This window comes from Mesorhizobium sp. M1088, assembly GCF_040318575.1.
Lineage (GTDB): Bacteria > Pseudomonadota > Alphaproteobacteria > Rhizobiales > Rhizobiaceae > Mesorhizobium.
This window is the reverse complement of the sequence record NZ_JAMYMO010000005.1, coordinates 23,065-41,894: the sequence shown is the minus strand read 5'-3', so window position 1 is coordinate 41,894 and position 18,830 is coordinate 23,065. Positions and strand designations below refer to the sequence as shown.

Below are 18,830 nucleotides of genomic sequence, written 5' to 3'. Positions count from 1 at the left end.
GGCGAAGCGCCGCTACCGCTCTTCGCGCCGGAACGGCTTGAGCAGCGCCGACGGGGCCACCGCATTGCGCGACATCACCGCCATAGCGACGATGGTGAAGATGAACGGCAGCATCAGGAAGGCCTCGTAGGGGATATGGCCAAGCCCGCTCGCCTGCATACGCAACTGCAAGGCGTCAACGAAGGCAAACAGCAGTGCCGCGCCTGCCGATCGCCACGGATCCCAGCGGCCGAAAACGACGAGCGCGATTGCCACCCAGCCACGCCCCGAAACCACGCCGAAGGTGAAGGCGTTGAATTGCGCCATCGACAGGAAGGCACCGGCCAGTCCCATCAAGGCACCGCCGAGGATCACCGCCTGGAAGCGTGTTGCAATGACGCTGACGCCGGCAGAATCGGCGGCACGCGGGTTTTCGCCGACCATGCGCACCGCTAGGCCCCAAGGCGTGCGGTAGAGCACGAAGGCGGCCAGCGGTATGGCCAGCATCGCCATGTAGACCAGCGAAAACTGATTGAACACCGCCGGCCCAAGCACCGGTATGTCGGACAGGATCGGGATCGGCAGCGTCTCGAACCCCTTGATGTTCGGTGGCACCGATTGCTGTCCGAAGATCAGCCGGTAGAGGAAATAGGCAAGGCCCGACGAGAACAGCGTCACGCCGATGCCGCAGACATGCTGGCTGAGGCCGAGCGCTACAGTGAACAGCGCGTGCACGGCGCCCATCAGCGCCCCGGTCAGCACCGCCGCGAGCACGCCAAGCCAAAGGCTGCCGCTGAGGCTCGCCGCGGTGAAGCCGGTCATCGCCGACAAAAGCATGATGCCTTCGATGCCGAGATTGAGCACCCCGGCGCGCTCGGAGAACATCTCGCCCAGCGTCGCAAAGGCCAACGGCGTGGCGATGCGGATGATGGCGGCCAGGAAGCCGACTTGGAATATCTGCTCCAGCACCACGCTCATTTGGCTATTCCCACGCGACGGAGGCGATAGGCGGTGAACAGCAGCGCCACCAGCATGGCAAGCAATGCGGTTCCCTGAATAACATCGCTGAGGAAGGCCGGAACGCCGGTCGCCCGCGACATCGCCTCGGCGCCGGTCATGACGGCGGCAAGGAAGATCGCCGCCGGCACGACGCCGAGCGGATTGAGCCTCGCCAGCATGGCGACGACGATGCCGGAATAGCCATAGCCCGGCGAGATGTCGCTCATCACCTGGAAATGCACGCCGCCGACCTCGCCGACGCCGGCAAGGCCGGCCAATGCGCCAGACAGCAGCGCCGTCGAAATCAGCACCCGCTCGACATTGATGCCGCCATAGCGCGCCGCCTCGGGGTTTTCGCCGGTGACCCTGATGCGGAAGCCGAGCGTGGTGCGCGCGACCACGAACCAGATGACCGGTGCCGCGACCAGCGCCGCGACGACGCCGAGATGCAGCCGTGTGCCTTCGAGCAGCACCGGAAAATTGGCCGTATCCTCGATCGGCGGCGAGATCGGGTAGCCGCTGAAACTGTCCTTCCATGGCCCCTCGATCAGCGCCATCAGTGCATAGAAAATGACCGAGTTGAGCAGCAGTGAGCTGACCACGTCATCGACCCTGAATTTTACCCTCAGCGTGGCGGGGATCAGGGCGACGGCCGCGCCGGCGGCAGCGCCCGCCAGCGCCATCAGCAGCATGGCGAGCGGCCCCGGCATCGGGATTGCACCGACGGCACAGCTCGCCGCCGCACCAGCCAGCAATTGCCCTTCGGCGCCGATGTTCCAGAATTTGGCGCGGAAGGCGACCGCCACGGCCAGTCCGGTGAAGATCATCGGCGCGGCACGCACCAGCGTTTCGGTGATGGCGTAGCTGTCGCCCAAAGACGCCGAAAACATAACGCCATAAGCCTCGACGACGCCGGCGCCGGCCAGTGCGATGAGGCCGCTGCACAGGATCAGCGTCGCGCCGATAGCGAGCAGCGGCAGCGCCAGATTGAACCAGGCGGGCGTTGAGGTGCGGGCCTCGAGACGGAACATCAGGCATGGCCCTCCGCTCCGGTCATCATCAACCCGAGTCTGGCGATGCTGGCGTCGGCGCTGTTCAGCGTGCCGACGATGCGGCCTTCATACATCACCGCGATACGATCCGAGAGCATCAGCAACTCTTCCAGATCCTCGCCGATGACGATGATGCCGCAGCCCTTGGCGCGCATGTCGAGGAATTTTTCGTGGATGAAGCGCGCGGCGCCGATATCGAGGCCGCGAGTCGGCTGCGAAACGATCAGCACCTTCGGATCGAAAGCGAGTTCGCGCGCCAGAAGCGCCTTTTGCAGATTGCCGCCGGAAAGCGCCCCGGCGCGCGTCATCGGCCCCGGGCAACGTATATCGTAGGCCTTGATCTGCGCTTCGGCGAAGGCGCGGATCGCATCCGGCTTGAGCAGGCCGTTGCGGCTGAACGCCGCCGTGCCGATGCGCGGCAGCACCATCGAATCGGCGAGCGGCAGATTGGTGACCAGCCCTGTCGTCATACGGTCTTCCGGGATGCGGCCGAGGCCGAGCGCCTGCACTGTGCTCGGCGAGAACCGCGAAACCGTTTTGCCGGCTATGGTCATCTTCCCGGCATCGGGCGCACGCACGCCGGAGATGACCTCGGCAAGCGCTCGCTGGCCATTGCCGGAGACGCCGGCGATGCCGAGGATCTCGCCGCCACGAACCGACAGCGAAACATCGCGCAGCGCCATGCCGGAATGATGCGATGTCGAGATACCGTCGAGGGTCAGCACGGCCGCACCCGGCATCGACGGTCCTCTGGCCGGAGGCACGATCTCGTGGCCGCACATCAGCCGCGCCATCTCCGAGGACGTGGTGCTGGCCGGCGCATCGACGCGGCCGGCAACGCGCCCATGCCGGAGCACGACGCAGCGATGCGTCAGCGCTCGCACCTCGTTGAGCTTATGCGAGATGAAGATGATGCCGAGCCCTTGTGCCGCCATCGAGCGCAGCGCCGAAAACAGCCCGTCGACCTCGGTTGGTGCCAACACCGCCGTCGGCTCGTCGAGGATCAGCAGCCTTGCGCCGCGAAACAGCGCCTTGACGATTTCGAGCCGCTGTTGCTCGCCGACCGACAGCGCCGAGACGGGGAGGTCCGGGTCGAGCATCAGCCCGTGCTGGCGGCCGATCTCGGCGAGCCGCGCCAGCCCGCCGGCGCGGTTGATCCGGCCCGATCTGCCGGGAATGCCGATCAAGAGGTTCTCCAGCACCGAAAGCTGCGGTGCGAGATGAAAATGCTGGTGCACCATGCCGATGCCGACGGCCAGCGCATCGGCCGAACTGTTGATCGCCACCGACCGGCCCTGCACCAGGATCTCGCCGGCATCGGGCGCATAGGCGCCGAACAGCACGTTCATCAGCGTCGTCTTGCCGGCGCCGTTTTCGCCGAGCAGCCCGAGGATTTCGCCCGGCGCCACGCTGAGATCGACGGCCTCGTTCGCCTTGACGGCGCCAAAGCTCTTGGAGATGCCGCGCATTTCGATGAGAGGGGCAGGCGTTGACAAGGCGGGATCCTGGTGGCGTTGACGCCGATATCCCTCCCCCTTGAGGGGAGGGTGCCGAGCGAAGCGAGGCGGGGGGGTCCCCTCAGCTGCCTCGACGTTTAGACCGAAAAAGATGGCGCGCGTCGCCGAGGACCCCACCCGGCCCTGCGGGCCACCCTCCCCTCAAGGGGGAGGGATGCGCCGCTCAGTCCGAGACCGGCGTATTCTCATCGACGTCGACGCGGAAATTGCCATCGAGGATCTCGGCCTTCTTCTTCTCGACCAGTTCCTTGACCTCGGCCGGCAGCGTCTTGTCGAACTTGTGGTAGGGCGCGAGATAGGAGCCGCCCTTGGCCATGCGCGAGAAATCGCCGTAATCCTGCGCGGTGAAGACGCCGGCCTTGACCAGCTTGATCGCCTGCTCGACGGTCGGATACATGTCCCAGACCGGCCCGGTGATCACGGTGTCGGGGCCGAGGCTCGACTGGTCCGACATGTTGGAGATAGCGAGGATCTTCTTCTCCGCCGCCGCTTCGATGACGCCGAAGCGCTCGGCATAGATGACGTCGACGCCGGCGTCGATCTGGGCGACCGCCGCTTCCTTTGCCTTTGGCGGATCGAAGAACGAGCCGATGAAGGCGACCTTCTTCTTGATGTCGGGATTGACCTCCCTGGCGCCGGCAAAGAAGGCGTTGACCAGCCGGTTCACTTCCGGAATGCCCATCGCCGCGACGGCGCCGATCGTGCCCGATTTCGACATCTTTCCGGCGATCATCCCGGACAGATAGGCCGGCTCGTGAATCCAGTTGTCGAAAACGCCGAAATTCGGCTCGGCCGGCCCGGCGCCGGAGCCGAACAGGAAGGCAGTCTTCGGGAACTGCTTGGCGGTCCTGCGCGATTCGCGCTCGGCGGCGAAGGCATCCCCCAGCACCAGCTCATAGCCGCCCTGCGCATATTCGCGCATGACGCGGCTGAAATCGGCCGTCTGCACCTTCTCCGACCATTTGTATTCGATGCCGAGTTCCTTCTCGGCCTTCTGCAGGGCAACATGGATCTGGTTGTCCCACGGCTCCTCGATCGGCGTGGCGAAGATAGCCGCCACTTTCAGCTTCTTGGTCTTGGCAAAGGCGCTGCCCGGCAGCATCGCCGCCGCCAGGCCGAGCGCGCCCAGCTCCAGCACGTTGCGGCGCGAAAGCTCTGCGCGTTTCGATTGGATTCTGCTCTTCCCGTTGTCCATTGCATGCCCCTCTGATTGGCGCCGTGTCGAGCCGGCTCTCTTCTCTGGAATATCAGCGAAGGAACTATGGAACGGTGCCCGGCTTTTGTCCACATGGTCAAATTTGAGTGGGCGGAACGCGCCATTAAATGGTCCGGCAAATCGACGCTTGCTCACAATCTCTCCAGCGCCACCGCGATCCCCTGGCCGACCCCGATGCACATGGTGGCAAGTGCATAGCGGGCGCTGCGTTCGCGCAGCTCCAGCGCCGCCGTGCCTGATATGCGCGCGCCGGACATGCCGAGCGGATGGCCGAGCGCGATGGCACCGCCATTCGGGTTGACGTGCTCCGCATCCTCGGCAATGCCGAGCTGGCGCAGCACGGCGATGCCTTGCGAGGCGAAGGCCTCGTTGAGCTCGACGACATCGAACTGTTGTGGCTTCAGGCCGAGCCGGGCACACAGCTTCTGCGTGGCCGGCACCGGACCGATGCCCATGATGCGCGGAGCGACGCCGGCGGTGGCACCGCCGAGGATACGGGCGATCGGCGTCAACCCGTATCTTTTCGCGGCTGCTTCCGAGGCGACGATCAGCGCCGCGGCGCCGTCATTGACGCCCGAGGCATTGCCGGCCGTAACCGTGCCGCCTTGCCGGAACGGCGTCGGCAACTTGGCCAACGCTTCGATCGACGTGCCGCCGCGGGGATGCTCATCTCTGTCGACAACGACCGGATCGCCCTTGCGCTGCGCGATCGTCACCGGCGTGATTTCCTTTGCCAGCCGGCCATTGGCTTGTGCGGCTACAGCCTTGTCCTGGCTGCGCACGGCAAATGCGTCCTGGTCGGCGCGGGAGACAGCGAACTCTTCCGCCACGTTCTCGCCGGTCTCCGGCATCGAATCGACGCCGTATTGCTTCTTCATCAGCGGATTGATGAAGCGCCAGCCGATCGTGGTATCGTAAATCTCGGCATTGCGCGAAAAGGCGGTCTCTGCCTTCGGCAGCACGAACGGAGCGCGGCTCATCGATTCGACGCCGCCTGATATCATCAACTCCGCCTCGCCGGCCTTGATGGCGCGGGCAGCAATCATCACCGCATCCATGCCCGAACCGCAGAGACGGTTGACGGTCGAGCCCGAAACCTCCTTGGGCAGGCCGGCCAGCAGCAGCGCCATGCGCGCCACATTGCGGTTGTCCTCGCCGGCCTGGTTGGCGCAGCCATAGACGACATCGTCGATGGCGGCCCAGTCGATGCCCGAATTACGCTCGACCAGCGCCCTCAGAGGGATAGCGCCGAGATCGTCGGCACGGACCGCCGACAACGAACCGCCGAAGCGCCCGATCGGCGTGCGGATGTAGTCGCAGATATACGCCTCGGCCATTATGCCGCCTCTCTCTTGCACTGACGATTTCTTCTCCCGGCCCGCCATCTTGGCCGCATTCTCCTTGAGACGAAAGCACATCTCGCTGCCGGCCGTTAGGCCAAAGAGAATTTCAGCTGCCGCCCACCGGGAGCGGCGGATCAGCCGATGCTTTCTCCACCGTCGATCACCAGCGCCTGACCGGTCATGAAGGACGAGCGGTCGGAGACGAGGAACAGGATCGCTTCCGCGATTTCCTCTGCGCTGGCCCAGCGCTGCATGGGAATTTTGGTGCGGACATAGTTCTCGATCGCCGCCCGCCCGCCCATCTGCGCGATGAACGGCTCGTTGAAGGGCGTATCGACCCAGCCGGGGCACAGCGCGTTGATGCGGACATTGTGTTTGGCATAGTCGAGCGACATCTGCCGGGTCATCGCCACCACTGCATGTTTTGACGTTGCGTAGGCGATCATTTCGCGGTCGTAGAACACACCCGAATTCGAGGCGGTATTCAGGATCACCCCGCCGCCTTGCGCGATCATCGACGGCATGACCAGCCTGGCCGCGAGGAACTGCGCCCGCACATTGATCCGCCAGGAGGCATCCATGCCGTCGGCGCCGACTTCGGTCAGCGTGCCGCCGACCTGGATCCCGGCATGGTTGTGCAGGATGTCGATCCGCCGATGCCGGCCCAGCGTTCCCGCAATGAGCTGCTCGACCGCCGCATCCTCGCCGACGTCGGTGGCGACGGCCTCGGCCCGACCGCCGGCCGCACGAATGTCGGAAGCGGTTGCTTCCCCCGCCGCCTGGTCCCTGTCGGCGATCACCACGAGCGCGCCTTCCCTGGCCATCATCATGGCGCCGGCACGCCCGATCCCCGACCCGGCACCCGTCACCACGGCGATGCGATCTCTCAGAATCATGTTTTTTATCTTTCAGTGTGATGGTTTTCGTTGCCGCAGTTGCCATTGGGCAAGCACCACGAGCAGAACGGAGGCGACGAGCACGATCGTCGCGATGGCATTGATCTCCGGCGTGACCCCGCGCCGGATCGAGGCGAAGACATAGATCGGCAACGTCGTCTGTGCGCCGGCGACGAAGAACGCGACGATGAAATCGTCGAAGGAGAATGTGAAGGCGAGCAGGAAGCCGGCGATCACCGCCGGCATGATCTGCGGCAACACGATGCTGCGGAACGTCGTCAGCGGGGTGGCGTAAAGATCGCTCGAGGCCTCGACCAGATTGCGGTCGAGGCTGCCGAGGCGCGTGCCGACAATCATCGCCACCAGCGCCATCGAAAACAGCCCGTGCGCGGCGATGATCGAGCCATAGCCGAGCGCCAGGCGCGGTGGCTGGTCGTTCGGCCACAGCGAAGCGACAAACGGGTTGACCACCCCGAATAGCTGGACCAGCGCGACCAGCGTCGAGATGCCGATGACGACACCAGGAACGACGATCGCAGCACCCAAAAGCGCATCGAACACGGCTCGCGTCCGCGCCCCGACACGCGCCAGGCCAACCGCGGCGGCCGTGCCGCACAGCGCCGCCAGCAAGGCGCTGGTCGTGGCGATGAACAGGCTGTTCTTCAGCGCTTCGACCAGGAACGGGTTTGCTAGTGCCTTGCCGTACCATTGCACCGAGAAGCCAGTGAACTCGCTGGCGTGGTGGCCGGCGTTGAACGAAAACAGCACTACCAGCGCGATCGGCAGGTAGAGAAAGGCAAAGACCGCAACGACGAAGGCACGCATCAGATCAGGTCCACCCGGCGGGCACCCGAAAGCCGGATCGAAATGCGGTTCGCGGCAAGCAGCACGACCACTGAAACCGCCACAAGTGTGATGGCGATTGCCGATCCGAATGGCCAATTGCGCGATTGCAGGAACAGATCGACCAGCGCGTTGCCGATGAAGAAGACCTTGCCGCCGCCGAGTAGCGTCGGGATCAGATATTCGCCGAGCAGCAGGATCATGACCAGCGAGAAGCCGGTCATCACACCTGGCAGCGACAGCCGCAGCGTCACGCCGAGGAATGTCGAGATCGGCGTCGCGCCGAGATCGGCGGAGGCCTCCAGCAGCCGGCGGTCGAGCCGCTCGAGGCTGACATAGATCGGCAGGATCATCAGCGGCAGATAACCATAGACGATGCCGAGCAGAACCGCTCCCGGCGTGTTGATCAGCCGCACGTCCTCCATCCCGACATAGGCTAGGAGAGCTGGGATGCCGCGCCCGCCAAGCACATACATCCAGGCATAGGTTCGCATCAGCAGGCTGGTCCAGAACGGGATGACGACAAGCGCCAGCAGGATCAGCCGCCACCGTTCCGGCGCGCGCAAAGCGAGGTAATAGGCGACCGGATAGGCCACGAGAAGACAGGCCAGTGCGCCCGCCGGCGCCAGCACCATGGTGTTCCAGAAGGCGGTCGCCCGCGCCGGAAGATTGGCAAACTGCGCCAAGGTGAAAGCGGCCTGATAGCCGCCTTCCGGCGCCCGCTCGCCGACGCTGAAAACGGCAATCGCCACGAACGGCAAAACTAAAAACACCACCAGCCACGCAGTTGCTGGACCGAGCAGCAGGGCGGTCAGGAGATTGTGACGAAGGACATTGCTGCGCATTGAAAAAACCGCCCCCGTGCCGGCGGACATCTGTCCGCCGGGGAGTTGCCTGCATCGAGCCTGTAGCCTGCCAGGTTCAAGCCGACTTGAAGCGTGCCATCAATTCGGCCCGGCCCGGATCGGTTAGCGTTGCGGCCGCACCGAATTCGAGCGGCTTCAGCAGATCCGCCGCCGGATAGAGGATCGGATTGTCCAGCACCTCCTTGGGCAGCAGCGCATTGACCCGCGCATCGGTGGAAGGCGCGCCGTTGGCCAGGTGCTCCTTGACCGCGACTTTCGGGTTCATCAAATAGTTGAGCAAGGCATAGCCGGCAGGCTTGTTCGGCGCATCCTTGGGTATTGCGTAGAAGTCGGTCCAGATCTCGCCGCCTTCCTTGCCAAGCACGTAGGCGATTTCGGGGATGTCGCGGTGGAGCTGCGCCCCGTCATTGGTCCAGCACATCGTCATCCAGGCGTCGCCGGCACGCATCGACGGCTGGTAGTCGCTGGAGACCGCGAACAGATGCGGCTTGACCTTCAGCAGCAATTCCTCCGCCTTGGCGAGTTCGTCCGGCTTCAGCGAGTTGAACGAGAAGCCGAAATATTTCAGCGCGTTGCCGATCGTGGTCAGCTGGTAATCATGAACCATGGTCCGGCCGTCGCCCTCCGCCATGGCCGTGTCCCAGAATTCCTTCCAGCTTGTCATCGGCTTGGTCAGTTTCTTGGTGTTGACGGCAAAGCCGGTGGTGCCCCAATTCTTCGGCACCGCGTAGGTCACGCCATCGATCGTGCCTTCCCCAGTGAAGCGCGGGTCTTCTTGCGAGCCGTCATAATTGGCAAGCTTGGCCATATCCAGCGCCTCGATGATGCCAAGCTTCTTGTAAGTCGAGATCGTGTAGTTGGTCGGAACGAAAAGGCTCCAGCCCGAGGCGCCGGCCTGCAGCTTGGCCAGCATCTCCTCGTTTGACCCGAACACGTTCACCTCGACGGCAACGCCGGTTTCGGCCTTGAAATTCTCGAACGTCGCCGGGTCGTGATAATTGGGCCAGGTGGCAATCGACATGCGGTCGCCAAGCCCCTCCTGGGCGAAGGCTGGCGACGGCATGATGCCGAGTTCGCGGGCCATTACTGCCGTTGCGATGCCTAGGCCGGTGAGGCCAAGGAACTCGCGGCGGCCGATGGAACCGCGCTTGAGGCGCATCAACTGGTCGACGAATTTTTCAGGGCTTATCGGCAGTCCGTCACGATACGATTTCGACATTTTTGTTTTTCCCTCTGGTTGGTCCCGTTATTCTCCGGAAACGCCAGCGGCGTTCCGGCTGTAAAGCCGACGGCGACGGGTTCACCCGGCTTGAAGAGATTTCCACCGCCAACCAGATGATCGGCCTTGGCGAGCAGTGTCCCGATGCCTTGGACCTCGATTGCATATTCCGCGGTGGAACCGAGAAAGATCCGGTTGCGGACAAGCCCGTTCAGCCGGCCGCTTCCGGGCGCGCCGAGACTTAAGGATTCAGGACGCAGGCTGACCGAGACGGCTTCGCCCTGGGCTAGCGAAGTGCGCTTGCGCGCGGCGATGACGGTGCCGTCGGCAAGCGCTATCTCGACGAGCTTGCCCGAGAGCCCGACGACCTTGCCGCTCAAGAGATTGGTCTTGCCGACGAAATCGGCGACGAAGAGGTCGGCGGGTTCGTCGTAGATTTCGCTCGGCTGCCCAAGCTGGACGATGCGCCCGCCATTCATGACGCAGACGAAATCGCTCATCGACAGTGCCTCTTCCTGATCGTGGGTGACCAGGACGAAGGTGATGCCGATCTCGCGCTGCAGGTTCTGCAGCTCTATCTGCATGTCGGTGCGCAGCTTCTTGTCGAGCGCCGCCAGGGGCTCGTCGAGCAGCAGCACCGCCGGCTTGTTGACCAGCGCCCGCGCCAGGGCGACACGCTGCTGCTGGCCGCCGGAAAGCTCATGGATCTTGCGGCGTCCATAGCCCGCAAGCCGAACCATGGCGAGCGCCTCGCCTGCCTTCAGGCTGATCTCCCGCGACGACAGGCGCGGCCGCGCCTGGCGTAGGCCATAGGCGACGTTGTCCGCCACATCCAGATGCGGAAACAACGCATATTGCTGGAACACCATGTTGACCGGCCGCCGATAGGGCGGCGTGCCGGCCATGTCGCGGCCACGGATGAATACCACACCTTCGCTTGGCTGTTCGAAACCGCCGATCATGCGCAAACAGGTTGTCTTGCCGCAGCCGGACGGCCCGAGCAACGCGACAAAGGCAGACGGCGGGATGGCAAGATCGATGCCGCTGACCGCGATCACGCTGCCGTAGCGTTTGGTGACCCCGCGAAACTCGATGTCGGGCACTGCGGTCAAAGCTGCGGGCTCCAGCGGCTGGTTGGTCTCGAAACGCTATCAGAGCCAATGGCGGCTAGTATATACCTCCCAGGTGGTATATTTCGTCTATTTTCTCGTCTGAAGGGGTATGAATTGGGCGTTTCACGCAGCGATGAATACAGCCGGCTCGCTGCGCTCATCGCAGCGACGCGGGAGACGAGCGGCGAGCTTTTCGGCAAGGCGATCGTCGCCTGGCTCCGCCAGCATGTCAGCTTCGATCATTGCGTGATCTTCGGCTATCGCGGCGCCTCACGCCCGCCGCTGCTGTTCGAGACATTCTCGCCGGCCGAAAGCCACGTCTTCGTTGCGCTCTATCAGGAAGGGCCTTATCTGCTCGATCCGTTCCACCATGCGGCAGTCGAGCGCAAGGAAGGCTTTTGGCGCATGCGCGAATTGGCGCCGGATCGCTTCTATGCCAGCGAATATTACCGCTCCTATTACAGCCAGACCAGGCTTGCGGAGGAGGTCGGCTTTTTCGTGCCGCTGCCGGGAAAGGACGCGCTGGTGGTCTCGCTAATGCGATTGCGCGCTTCGGGGCCGTTCGGAACCGCCGATGCCAGGTTGCTGCGCGACATGGCGCCTGCGGTGATCAGCCTCGTCAGGCTGCGCTGGCCTACCCTTCCGGCTGACGGACCGGTTGGGACGAAGCAAGACGAGGCGATTGCTCCGGTCAGTGAGTTCGAACGTGCTCACATCTGGAAGAGCCTTTCGCTCACGCCGCGCGAACAGCATGTCGTCGATCTGGTGCTTCAGGGCCATTCCACGGAATCGATTGCCAGGGCGATGCGCATCGTGCCGGGAACCGTAAAAGTTCATCGCCGCAACATTTACCGCAAGCTCAAGATAAAGTCGCAGGCGGGTCTGTTCGCGCGTTTTGTCGAGATCATGGACGCACGGATTCGGTAGTCCCAAGTTCAGCCGGCAGCGCCGTCCCAGGAACCGGTTTCGGCCATTTGCCTGAGCCGGGGTGCCACTCGAAAGACATCCTTGCCGGTCTGCTGGTGCCAGTGATCCAGCCGCTGGATGATCTTGTCCACGCCTTCGAGGCTCGCCCAGAACATCGGCCCGCCCTTGCCGACCGGGAAGCCGTAGCCGTTGACCCAGACGACGTCGATATCGGAGGCGCGGGCGGCAATCTTTTCCTTGAGGATTTTGGCGCCCTCGTTGATCATCGGATAGAGCGTCCGCTCGATGATCTCCTCGGCGCCGATCGCGCGCGGTGCAACACCGCGCTCGGCAGCCTTGTTGCGGATCAGCGCCTCGACATCGGGATCGGGCAGCGGCGTGCGCGAACCGCCTTCATAGCGATAGAAGCCGCTGCCGGTCTTCTGGCCGAAATGTCCCTGTTCGCACAACGCATCGGCGATCACGGCCGTCTGGCCACGCGCCTTGCGGTTGCGCCAGCCTATGTCGAGGCCGGCGAGATCGCTCATCTCGAACGGCCCCATCGGCCAGCCGAAATCGGTGAACACCTGGTCGACCTGGCGCGGCATTGCGCCTTCGAGCAGAAGCGTCTCCAGTTCCGCACCGCGCGCCGCCAGCATGCGGTTGCCGACGAAGCCGTGGCAGACGCCGACAACGACCGGCACCTTGCCGATCCGCCGTGCCAGATCGACGATGGTCGCCAGCACGTCGGTCGAAGTCTTGTCGGCGCGGACGATTTCCAAAAGCTTCATGACGTTAGCCGGCGAAAAGAAATGCATGCCGAGGAGATCTTGCGGCCGCGACGTCGAAGCGGCGATTTCGTTGACGTCGAGATAGGAGGTGTTGGTGGCGAGGATCGCGTCCGGTTTGGCCACGGCATCGAGCCTGCCGAAGACCTCCTTCTTGACCGCCATCTCCTCGAACACGGCCTCGACGATCAGGTCGCAATCGGCAAGATCGGCATAGTCGGTGGAAGCCTTGAACAACCCAAGCCGTTGGCGCTTGGCGTCTTCGCTCAGCGAGCCGCGGATGACGGAAACGGCATAATTCTTGTTGATCGTCGCCAGCCCGCGCTGCAAGGCCTCGTGTGTCGCTTCCAGCAAGGTCACGGGGACGCCGCCGTTGGCGAACGCCATGGCGATGCCGCCGCCCATTGTGCCGGCGCCGATGACGCCGACCCGGGCGATCTTGCGCCTGGCGACGTCCTTGCCGGCAATCTTTGCCGCCTCACGTTCAGCGAAGAACAGATGCCGCTGCGCGCGTGATTGGTCCCCGGCGACAAGCTTGACGAACAGGTCGCGCTCCGCCGCCAGCGCTTCGTCGAAGGGCAGCGTCAGGGCGTTGCGGACCGACTGCGCACAGGCGATCGGCGCCTCGAGGCCGCGTGCTTTGCCGGCAAGCACTGCCGCTTCCTTGTCGAACGCCGGCAAGTCGGCCTGGTCGAGGCGATCATTGCGGTCGCGCACCGGCGTGAACGGACCGCCTTTCGCGGCCGTTTCGTTGGCGAAACTCACCGCTTGCGCGGTCAGGTCGCCATCGAAGACGGCATCCACCAGGCCGGCGGCGAGCGCCTCGGCCGCACCGATCGGCGTTCCCGAAACGATCATGCTGAGTGCCTTCAGCGGACCAACCAGGCGCGGCAGGCGAACCGTGCCGCCGCCGCCCGGCAGCAGGCCGAGCTTGACTTCCGGCAGGCCGAGCCTTGCCGTTCGGTCGGCAACACGGAAATGGCAGCCGAGTGCCAGTTCCAGGCCGCCGCCGAGCGCAGTGCCGTGAATGGCCGCGACCGTCGGCTTGGCGATGGTTTCCAGCATGGCGACTAGGGCGCCCAGGTCCGGTTGCCGCGCCGGCTTGCCGAATTCGGTGATGTCGGCGCCGGCGACGAAGGTCCGCCCGGCGCATGCTATCACGATTGCTCCGACCGACGGCTCGTCGCGCAGGGAAACGAGCGCCTGCATCAGCGGCTCGCGCACATGGAAGCTCAGCGCGTTGACCGGCGGATTGTCGATGCTCACCACCGCGACGTTGCCGTGCCTTGTAGTGCTGACGAAATCGGACACGCAAACCTCACGCAATGATGTTGGCCGATAGCGCGACGGGATTTACAGCGCTGGCATGCGGATGGGAACCACGTGTTTTGCAGGCCGGATCGATATCCCTTCGCCGCCGGGTGGCCTTGCTTTAGCGCAGCGCCTTCTGCCCGCCCGCGGCGGTGATGACGCCGACGATGATCAGCCCTGTCAGCACCAGGCGGACGCCGACGCTGACGCCGAACGTGTTGAGCATGGTCAACAGCAGCACCAGGAACAGCGCCGCGCCCCAGACCCCCGGCACATTGGCCTTGCCGCCCGCCACCGACGTGCCGCCGATGACGACGACCGCGATCGAGGCCAGCAGATACTCATTGCCGATATCGACATTGGCGCCGCGGAAATAGCCGGCGAGCAGTGCGCCGTCGAGGCCGCCGAGCGCGCCCGACAGCGTGTAGGTGAGGAAGCGGGTGCGGCCGACATTGACGCCGGCCAGCCAGGCAGCGCGGATGTTCTGGCCGATCGCCAGCACCGAGCGTCCGTAGATCATGCGCTGCAAAACGATGCCGGCGCCGACGGTGAACAGCACGGTGAGGATCGCCAGCACCGGGATGCCGAACACCTGCCAGTTGGTGAAGTCGGCAAAGCCCGGCGGCGGCTTGATCTGCAGGCCCCGCCCATAGCTGATATCGACCGACTGGATGACGAAGCTGGCCGACAGCGTCGCGATGATCGGTGGAATGCGCAGCGCCCATATCAGAAGGTAGTTGACGGCGCCGATCGCCATGCCGCAGGCAAGCGCTGCCAGCAGCCCGACCGCGATCATCGCATCATTGCCGTCCATGACCTTCATGGCGACGGCGCTGGCAAGGCCGATATTGGCCGGCAGCGACAGGTCGACATTGCCCGGCCCGAGCGTGATGACGAACATCTGCCCGACGCCGACGATGACCGTGAAGACGGCGAGCGACAGCGCCGCCGTGATCATGCCGCCGCCGCCATAGCCGCCGGTGAAGGCGATGGTTGCCAGCCACACCAGCAGCGCCCCGAAGAACGACCAGATCCAAGGTCTGGCGAGCAGTGTCCGCAGCGATGCCATGCTCACCTCTCCCTGCGGCTGATCAGCACCCGCGCCGCCAGCACGATGATCAGGATGGCGCCGTTGGCGGCGACCTGCCAGTCGGGCGGAATGTGCATGAACGTCAAGAGGGGCGATGCCGCCAGCGCCAGCGTCAGCGCGCCGATGACGGCGCCGATCGGCGACACCCGGCCGCCGACGAACTCGCCGCCGCCGAGGATGACGCCGGCGATCGAAAGCAGCGTGTAGCCATTGCCGATATTGGCATCGGCCGAGGTGGTGATGCCGATCAGCGCCATGCCGGACAAAACGCCGAACAGGCCGGTCAGCGCAAACAGCGCGATCTTGGTGCGCAGCAGCGACCAGCCGGCGCGCTTGAGTGCGGCTGAATTGCCGCCCGATCCACGCAGGATGACGCCGTAGGAGGTACGCATCAGGCCAAAGTGGACGACGGCTGCGATCAGCAATGCCGCGATGATCGGGAACGGAATGAAGGGTGGCTTGAAGGCCATCAGCGCCAGCAGCCAGTCCGGCGCCTTGCCGCCGGGCTTGGGCAGGATGAGGATGGCCATGCCCTGCCAGACAAAACTCATGCCGAGCGTCACCACGATAGAGGGCAGGTTGCGCAGATGGATCAGCGCGCCGAGCAGCGCGTAGACGCCGATCGACCCGAGCAGGATCACGACGCCGAGCAGCGGCGCGTCCTTCAGCCATGTCGCCGTCACGCAGCCGACGAAGCCGACAAAGGTGCCGATCGACAGATCGAGCTCGTTGCCGGCGATGACGAACATCTGCGCGATCGTCGCCAGAGCGATCGGGATCGCCAGATTGAGCATCAGGCTGAAACCGAAATAGCTGATGGCGCGCGGGTTGAGCCAGGCGATGGCGATGAGCACCAGCGCCAGCGACAGTGCCGGCAGCAGGCTGCGCAGCATGCGCGCCCGCCTCGTGGCGCGAGCCGAAGATTTTAGCCCATTCTCGACGGATACCGCTGTCATCTCAGGCCGCATCGCCGAACGACGACTGGATGATCTTTTCCTCCGTCAGTTCGTCGCGACGAAGGTTGGCGACGATCCGGCCGTTCTTGAACACATAGATGTGGTCGCAATTGTCGAGCTCTTCGGTTTCGGTGGTGTACCAGAGGAAAGTGCGGCCATGGCGAGCCTCCTCGCGCACCAGGTCGTAGACTTCGAGCTTGGTGCCGATGTCGACGCCGCGCATCGGATCGTCCATCAGCACGATCTTGGCGTCGGAGCCGAGCGCCCGCGCGAACAGCGCCTTCTGCTGGTTGCCGCCGGACAGCGAGAAGATGTTGTTGGTCATGTCGGGCGTACGGATGCCGATTTTCCGCTGCCACAACTCGGCGAGCTCGGCTTCGCGCTGCGGCGAGATCAAGAGGCCGTTGCGCAATCGCGCCAGCGAACGGATGCCGATGTTCTCGGCAATCGACCATTGCGGAAAAATCCCGTCCGACTGGCGGTCGCCGGCAACCAGCGCCACCGGCGCGGTGACCTCGATGCCGGTCTTGGCACGGGAAGCCGCAGCAAAGATAGCCAGCAAAAGATCGGTCTGCCCATGCCCGGCAAGTCCGGCAAGGCCGATGATCTCACCGGCACGGGCGACGAGCTCGTTGCCGTCCTGCTGTCGCGCCGGGCGCGCCCGGACCCGCAGCGGGCCGGGCTCCGGCTTGCCGCTCGCAATCTCTGCGGCGGTCTTCTCGCGCGCCTCCGCTCCGCCCATCGCCGTCACCAGCCTGTCGCGGTCGAAGGCGTCGGCCTGCCCGGCGGCGACCACCTTGCCGTCGCGCATCACCACGATCCGGTCGGCATTTCCGAGCACTTCGCCCAACACATGCGAGATCAGGATGCAGCTCTTGCCGGCGGCGATGAAGCGGCGCACGAACGCCAGCAGCTGGCCGGCGGTATGCGCGTCGAGCGAGGATGTCGGCTCGTCGAGGATAACCAGCTCAAGCGGCTCCTGCGTGACCGTGAAGGCGCGCGCCACCTCCACCATCTGCCGGCTGGTGATGGAAAGATCACCGACGATGTCGGATGCCGAGATGCTGTGGCCGGGGAAGATCTCGTCGAGCTTGGCAGCGATCAGATCGGCCGCCTTGCGCCGCCAGCCGAAGCCATGCAGCGACGCGTGGTTGATCCGCGTGTTCTCGGCGACGCTGAGGTTCGGGCAGAGCGACAGCTCCTGGAACACACAGCGTATGCCGAGCTGCTGCGCGCGCGGCACCGAATAACTTGCCTCGACACCGCCGCGGACCGCGATCTGCCCGCTGTCGGGGGCAAGCGTGCCCGCCACCATATGCATGAGCGTCGATTTTCCGGCGCCGTTATGGCCGACGAGACCGACGCATTCTCCGGCACGAACGCTGAAATCGACACCGGCGAGCGCCCTGACGGCGCCGAAATGTTTTTCGGCTCCGCCCAGTCTTATGATGTCCAAACTGACGGCGCCGAAAAGCTTTTCGGCGCCGTCCGGCATGATGATGTCTGCATCGGCCTCCGGCATCCCTCAACGATACCCGGTTATCCGTGGCGGCAACAATAGTGCCATGCTCACTTGATGTTGGCCTTGATCGCCGCGATGGCGTCTTCCTGCGTGTATTCGTGGCTGGCGACGCCGCCCTTCGGAATCTTCGGCAGCGCGGCCTCGAAATCGTCCTGGGTGAAGGCAAGATAGGGCACCAGCAGGTCGTGCGGCACGTCGGTGCGGCCGTCGAGCACCTGCTGCGCCACCCAGAAGGCAAGCGTCGATACGCCCGGTGCGATCGATGCCGACCAGGTCTTGTAACCGTCCTTTTCCTTCTGCTCCTTCCACCACTGCAACTCGTCCTGGCGATTGCCCATGATGATGGTCGGGCGTGGCTTGCCGGCGGCGGCGAAAGCCTGCGCCGCGCCGTAGCCGTCACCGCCCTGGTCGACGACCCCGACAACATCCGGCAGCGAAGGCAGGATCGTCGCTACGGCTTTCTGTGCCGTGGTCTGGTCCCAGTCGCCGGTCACCGAGCCGACGATCTTGAACTCGGGATGGGCAGCGACGCCTTCGAGGATGCCGGCATGGATGGCATCGTCGATCGAAGTGCCGGCGAGGCCGCGGATTTCCAGCAGGTTGCCGCCCTTGGGCTGGAACTTGGCCATCTGCTCGACTTCCTGCTTGCCCATGTCCTTGAAGTCGACGACGACGCGGTAGGCGCAGGGTTCGGTGACGATACCGTCGAAGGAGACGACGACGATGCCGGCGTCGCAGGCCTGCTTGATGGCGCCGTTGAGCGCATCCGGAGATGCCGCGTTGATGACGATGGCGTCATAGCCCTGCAGGATCAGGTTCTGTACCTGGGCTGCCTGCGTCGGCACTTCCTTGTCGGCCGTCGTGAAGACGTCCGCGGCGCCGACCACCTTGTCGGCAACCGCCTTCTTGGTAACGATGGCGTAGCTGTCCAGCATCGCCTGCCGCCAGGAATTGCCGGCGTAATTGTTGGAGAAAGCGATTTTCTTGCCGCTGGTGTCGGCAAGAGCGGTACCTGCGGCGAGCATCGCCGCAAGAGCTCCTAAAGCGAATATTTTCCTCATGTCATACTCCTCCCGTGAGTTGCTGTCTTACTGGTGGTTAATGGCTGGCTGGTGGGTATTGGCTGATACGCTCACAATCTTGTTTTTTATCTATTATCAGACAAATGCAGATAGGCGGCAAGCTGTCAACATCAAACCATGGCCGGCGATCAAC

General features: G+C 64.3%; 16 protein-coding genes. 1 reads left to right on the top strand and 15 read right to left on the bottom strand.

The genetic code is table 11. The annotated features are described in order from the left end of the window. Window positions 1-12: 12 nt before the first annotated feature. The 10 genes from NKH49_RS08275 to NKH49_RS08230 form a co-directional block, all read right to left on the bottom strand. Entirely contained in the window at window positions 13-957 is a 945-nt protein-coding gene (locus tag NKH49_RS08275) for an ABC transporter permease (RefSeq protein WP_023678177.1), read from the bottom strand. After that, window positions 954-2,009 carry an ABC transporter permease gene (locus NKH49_RS08270; RefSeq protein WP_352540873.1) on the bottom strand — a complete coding sequence of 352 codons (1,056 nt, stop codon included), beginning with the start codon at window positions 2,007-2,009 and terminating at the stop codon, window positions 954-956. Before NKH49_RS08270 ends, NKH49_RS08275 begins: the two co-directional genes overlap by 4 nt. Continuing rightward, a complete protein-coding gene (locus NKH49_RS08265; RefSeq protein WP_502907861.1) occupies window positions 2,009-3,499 on the bottom strand; it encodes an ABC transporter ATP-binding protein in 1,491 nt (496 codons plus the stop codon). The genes NKH49_RS08270 and NKH49_RS08265 overlap by 1 nt, the downstream gene beginning before the upstream one ends. A gap of 211 nt (window positions 3,500-3,710) precedes the next feature. Continuing rightward, on the bottom strand, window positions 3,711-4,742 hold the full coding sequence (locus NKH49_RS08260) for a BMP family protein (RefSeq protein WP_352613194.1): 1,032 nt from the start codon (window positions 4,740-4,742) through the stop codon (window positions 3,711-3,713). 152 nt (window positions 4,743-4,894) lie between these two features. Continuing rightward, entirely contained in the window at window positions 4,895-6,100 is a 1,206-nt protein-coding gene (gene pcaF, locus NKH49_RS08255) for a 3-oxoadipyl-CoA thiolase (RefSeq protein WP_352613192.1), read from the bottom strand. A 140-nt stretch (window positions 6,101-6,240) separates the two neighbouring features. Beyond that, window positions 6,241-7,002 (bottom strand): SDR family NAD(P)-dependent oxidoreductase, encoded by a 762-nt coding sequence (locus NKH49_RS08250; RefSeq protein WP_023678183.1) that lies wholly within the window; start codon window positions 7,000-7,002, stop codon window positions 6,241-6,243. Between the two features lie 12 nt (window positions 7,003-7,014). Beyond that, complete coding sequence (locus NKH49_RS08245) at window positions 7,015-7,827, bottom strand: ABC transporter permease (protein WP_352540869.1); 813 nt, start codon at window positions 7,825-7,827, stop codon at window positions 7,015-7,017. After that, the gene (locus NKH49_RS08240; protein ID WP_352613189.1) at window positions 7,827-8,690 is read right to left on the bottom strand and encodes an ABC transporter permease; all 864 of its coding nucleotides are present in this window, start codon (window positions 8,688-8,690) and stop codon (window positions 7,827-7,829) included. Before NKH49_RS08240 ends, NKH49_RS08245 begins: the two co-directional genes overlap by 1 nt. Before the next feature lie 76 nt (window positions 8,691-8,766). Further along, window positions 8,767-9,930 carry an ABC transporter substrate-binding protein gene (locus NKH49_RS08235; protein ID WP_352470751.1) on the bottom strand — a complete coding sequence of 388 codons (1,164 nt, stop codon included), beginning with the start codon at window positions 9,928-9,930 and terminating at the stop codon, window positions 8,767-8,769. After that, window positions 9,897-11,042 carry an ABC transporter ATP-binding protein gene (locus NKH49_RS08230; protein ID WP_352925897.1) on the bottom strand — a complete coding sequence of 382 codons (1,146 nt, stop codon included), beginning with the start codon at window positions 11,040-11,042 and terminating at the stop codon, window positions 9,897-9,899. Before NKH49_RS08230 ends, NKH49_RS08235 begins: the two co-directional genes overlap by 34 nt. A gap of 114 nt (window positions 11,043-11,156) precedes the next feature. On the opposite strand from NKH49_RS08230, the gene NKH49_RS08225 reads away from it, so the two are divergent. Beyond that, window positions 11,157-11,969, top strand: a complete 813-nt coding sequence (locus tag NKH49_RS08225; protein ID WP_352925895.1) for a helix-turn-helix domain-containing protein — start codon at window positions 11,157-11,159, stop codon at window positions 11,967-11,969. An 8-nt stretch (window positions 11,970-11,977) separates the two neighbouring features. Here the strand turns inward: NKH49_RS08225 and NKH49_RS08220 are convergent, their stop codons facing one another. From NKH49_RS08220 to NKH49_RS08200, 5 genes are all read right to left on the bottom strand, one after another. After that, on the bottom strand, window positions 11,978-14,047 hold the full coding sequence (locus NKH49_RS08220; RefSeq protein ID WP_352613185.1) for a 3-hydroxyacyl-CoA dehydrogenase NAD-binding domain-containing protein: 2,070 nt from the start codon (window positions 14,045-14,047) through the stop codon (window positions 11,978-11,980). A gap of 121 nt (window positions 14,048-14,168) precedes the next feature. Next, the gene (locus tag NKH49_RS08215) at window positions 14,169-15,116 is read right to left on the bottom strand and encodes an ABC transporter permease (protein ID WP_352613183.1); all 948 of its coding nucleotides are present in this window, start codon (window positions 15,114-15,116) and stop codon (window positions 14,169-14,171) included. Window positions 15,117-15,118: 2 nt separating this feature from the next. Further along, window positions 15,119-16,093 (bottom strand): ABC transporter permease, encoded by a 975-nt coding sequence (locus NKH49_RS08210; RefSeq protein WP_023678190.1) that lies wholly within the window; start codon window positions 16,091-16,093, stop codon window positions 15,119-15,121. A 1-nt stretch (window position 16,094) separates the two neighbouring features. Further along, window positions 16,095-17,588, bottom strand: a complete 1,494-nt coding sequence (locus tag NKH49_RS08205; protein ID WP_352925957.1) for a sugar ABC transporter ATP-binding protein — start codon at window positions 17,586-17,588, stop codon at window positions 16,095-16,097. Window positions 17,589-17,662: 74 nt separating this feature from the next. Further along, window positions 17,663-18,676, bottom strand: coding sequence for an ABC transporter substrate-binding protein (locus tag NKH49_RS08200; RefSeq protein WP_352481006.1), 1,014 nt, complete (start codon window positions 18,674-18,676; stop codon window positions 17,663-17,665). Window positions 18,677-18,830 lie beyond the last annotated feature (154 nt).

Excerpts from the sequence above, each read along its gene's own strand:
- NKH49_RS08275 (WP_023678177.1), bottom strand. The coding sequence starts at position 957 with ATGAGCGTGGTGCTGGAGCAGATATTCCAAGTCGGCTTCCTGGCCGCC.
- NKH49_RS08270 (WP_352540873.1), bottom strand. The coding sequence starts at position 2,009 with ATGTTCCGTCTCGAGGCCCGCACCTCAACGCCCGCCTGGTTCAATCTG.
- NKH49_RS08265 (WP_502907861.1), bottom strand. The coding sequence starts at position 3,499 with ATGCGCGGCATCTCCAAGAGCTTTGGCGCCGTCAAGGCGAACGAGGCC.
- NKH49_RS08260 (WP_352613194.1), bottom strand. The coding sequence starts at position 4,742 with ATGGACAACGGGAAGAGCAGAATCCAATCGAAACGCGCAGAGCTTTCG.
- pcaF (WP_352613192.1), bottom strand. The coding sequence starts at position 6,100 with ATGGCCGAGGCGTATATCTGCGACTACATCCGCACGCCGATCGGGCGC.
- NKH49_RS08250 (WP_023678183.1), bottom strand. The coding sequence starts at position 7,002 with ATGATTCTGAGAGATCGCATCGCCGTGGTGACGGGTGCCGGGTCGGGG.
- NKH49_RS08245 (WP_352540869.1), bottom strand. The coding sequence starts at position 7,827 with ATGCGTGCCTTCGTCGTTGCGGTCTTTGCCTTTCTCTACCTGCCGATC.
- NKH49_RS08240 (WP_352613189.1), bottom strand. The coding sequence starts at position 8,690 with ATGCGCAGCAATGTCCTTCGTCACAATCTCCTGACCGCCCTGCTGCTC.
- NKH49_RS08235 (WP_352470751.1), bottom strand. The coding sequence starts at position 9,930 with ATGTCGAAATCGTATCGTGACGGACTGCCGATAAGCCCTGAAAAATTC.
- NKH49_RS08215 (WP_352613183.1), bottom strand. The coding sequence starts at position 15,116 with ATGGCATCGCTGCGGACACTGCTCGCCAGACCTTGGATCTGGTCGTTC.
- NKH49_RS08210 (WP_023678190.1), bottom strand. The coding sequence starts at position 16,093 with ATGACAGCGGTATCCGTCGAGAATGGGCTAAAATCTTCGGCTCGCGCC.
- NKH49_RS08205 (WP_352925957.1), bottom strand. The coding sequence starts at position 17,588 with ATGCCGGACGGCGCCGAAAAGCTTTTCGGCGCCGTCAGTTTGGACATC.
- NKH49_RS08200 (WP_352481006.1), bottom strand. The coding sequence starts at position 18,676 with ATGAGGAAAATATTCGCTTTAGGAGCTCTTGCGGCGATGCTCGCCGCA.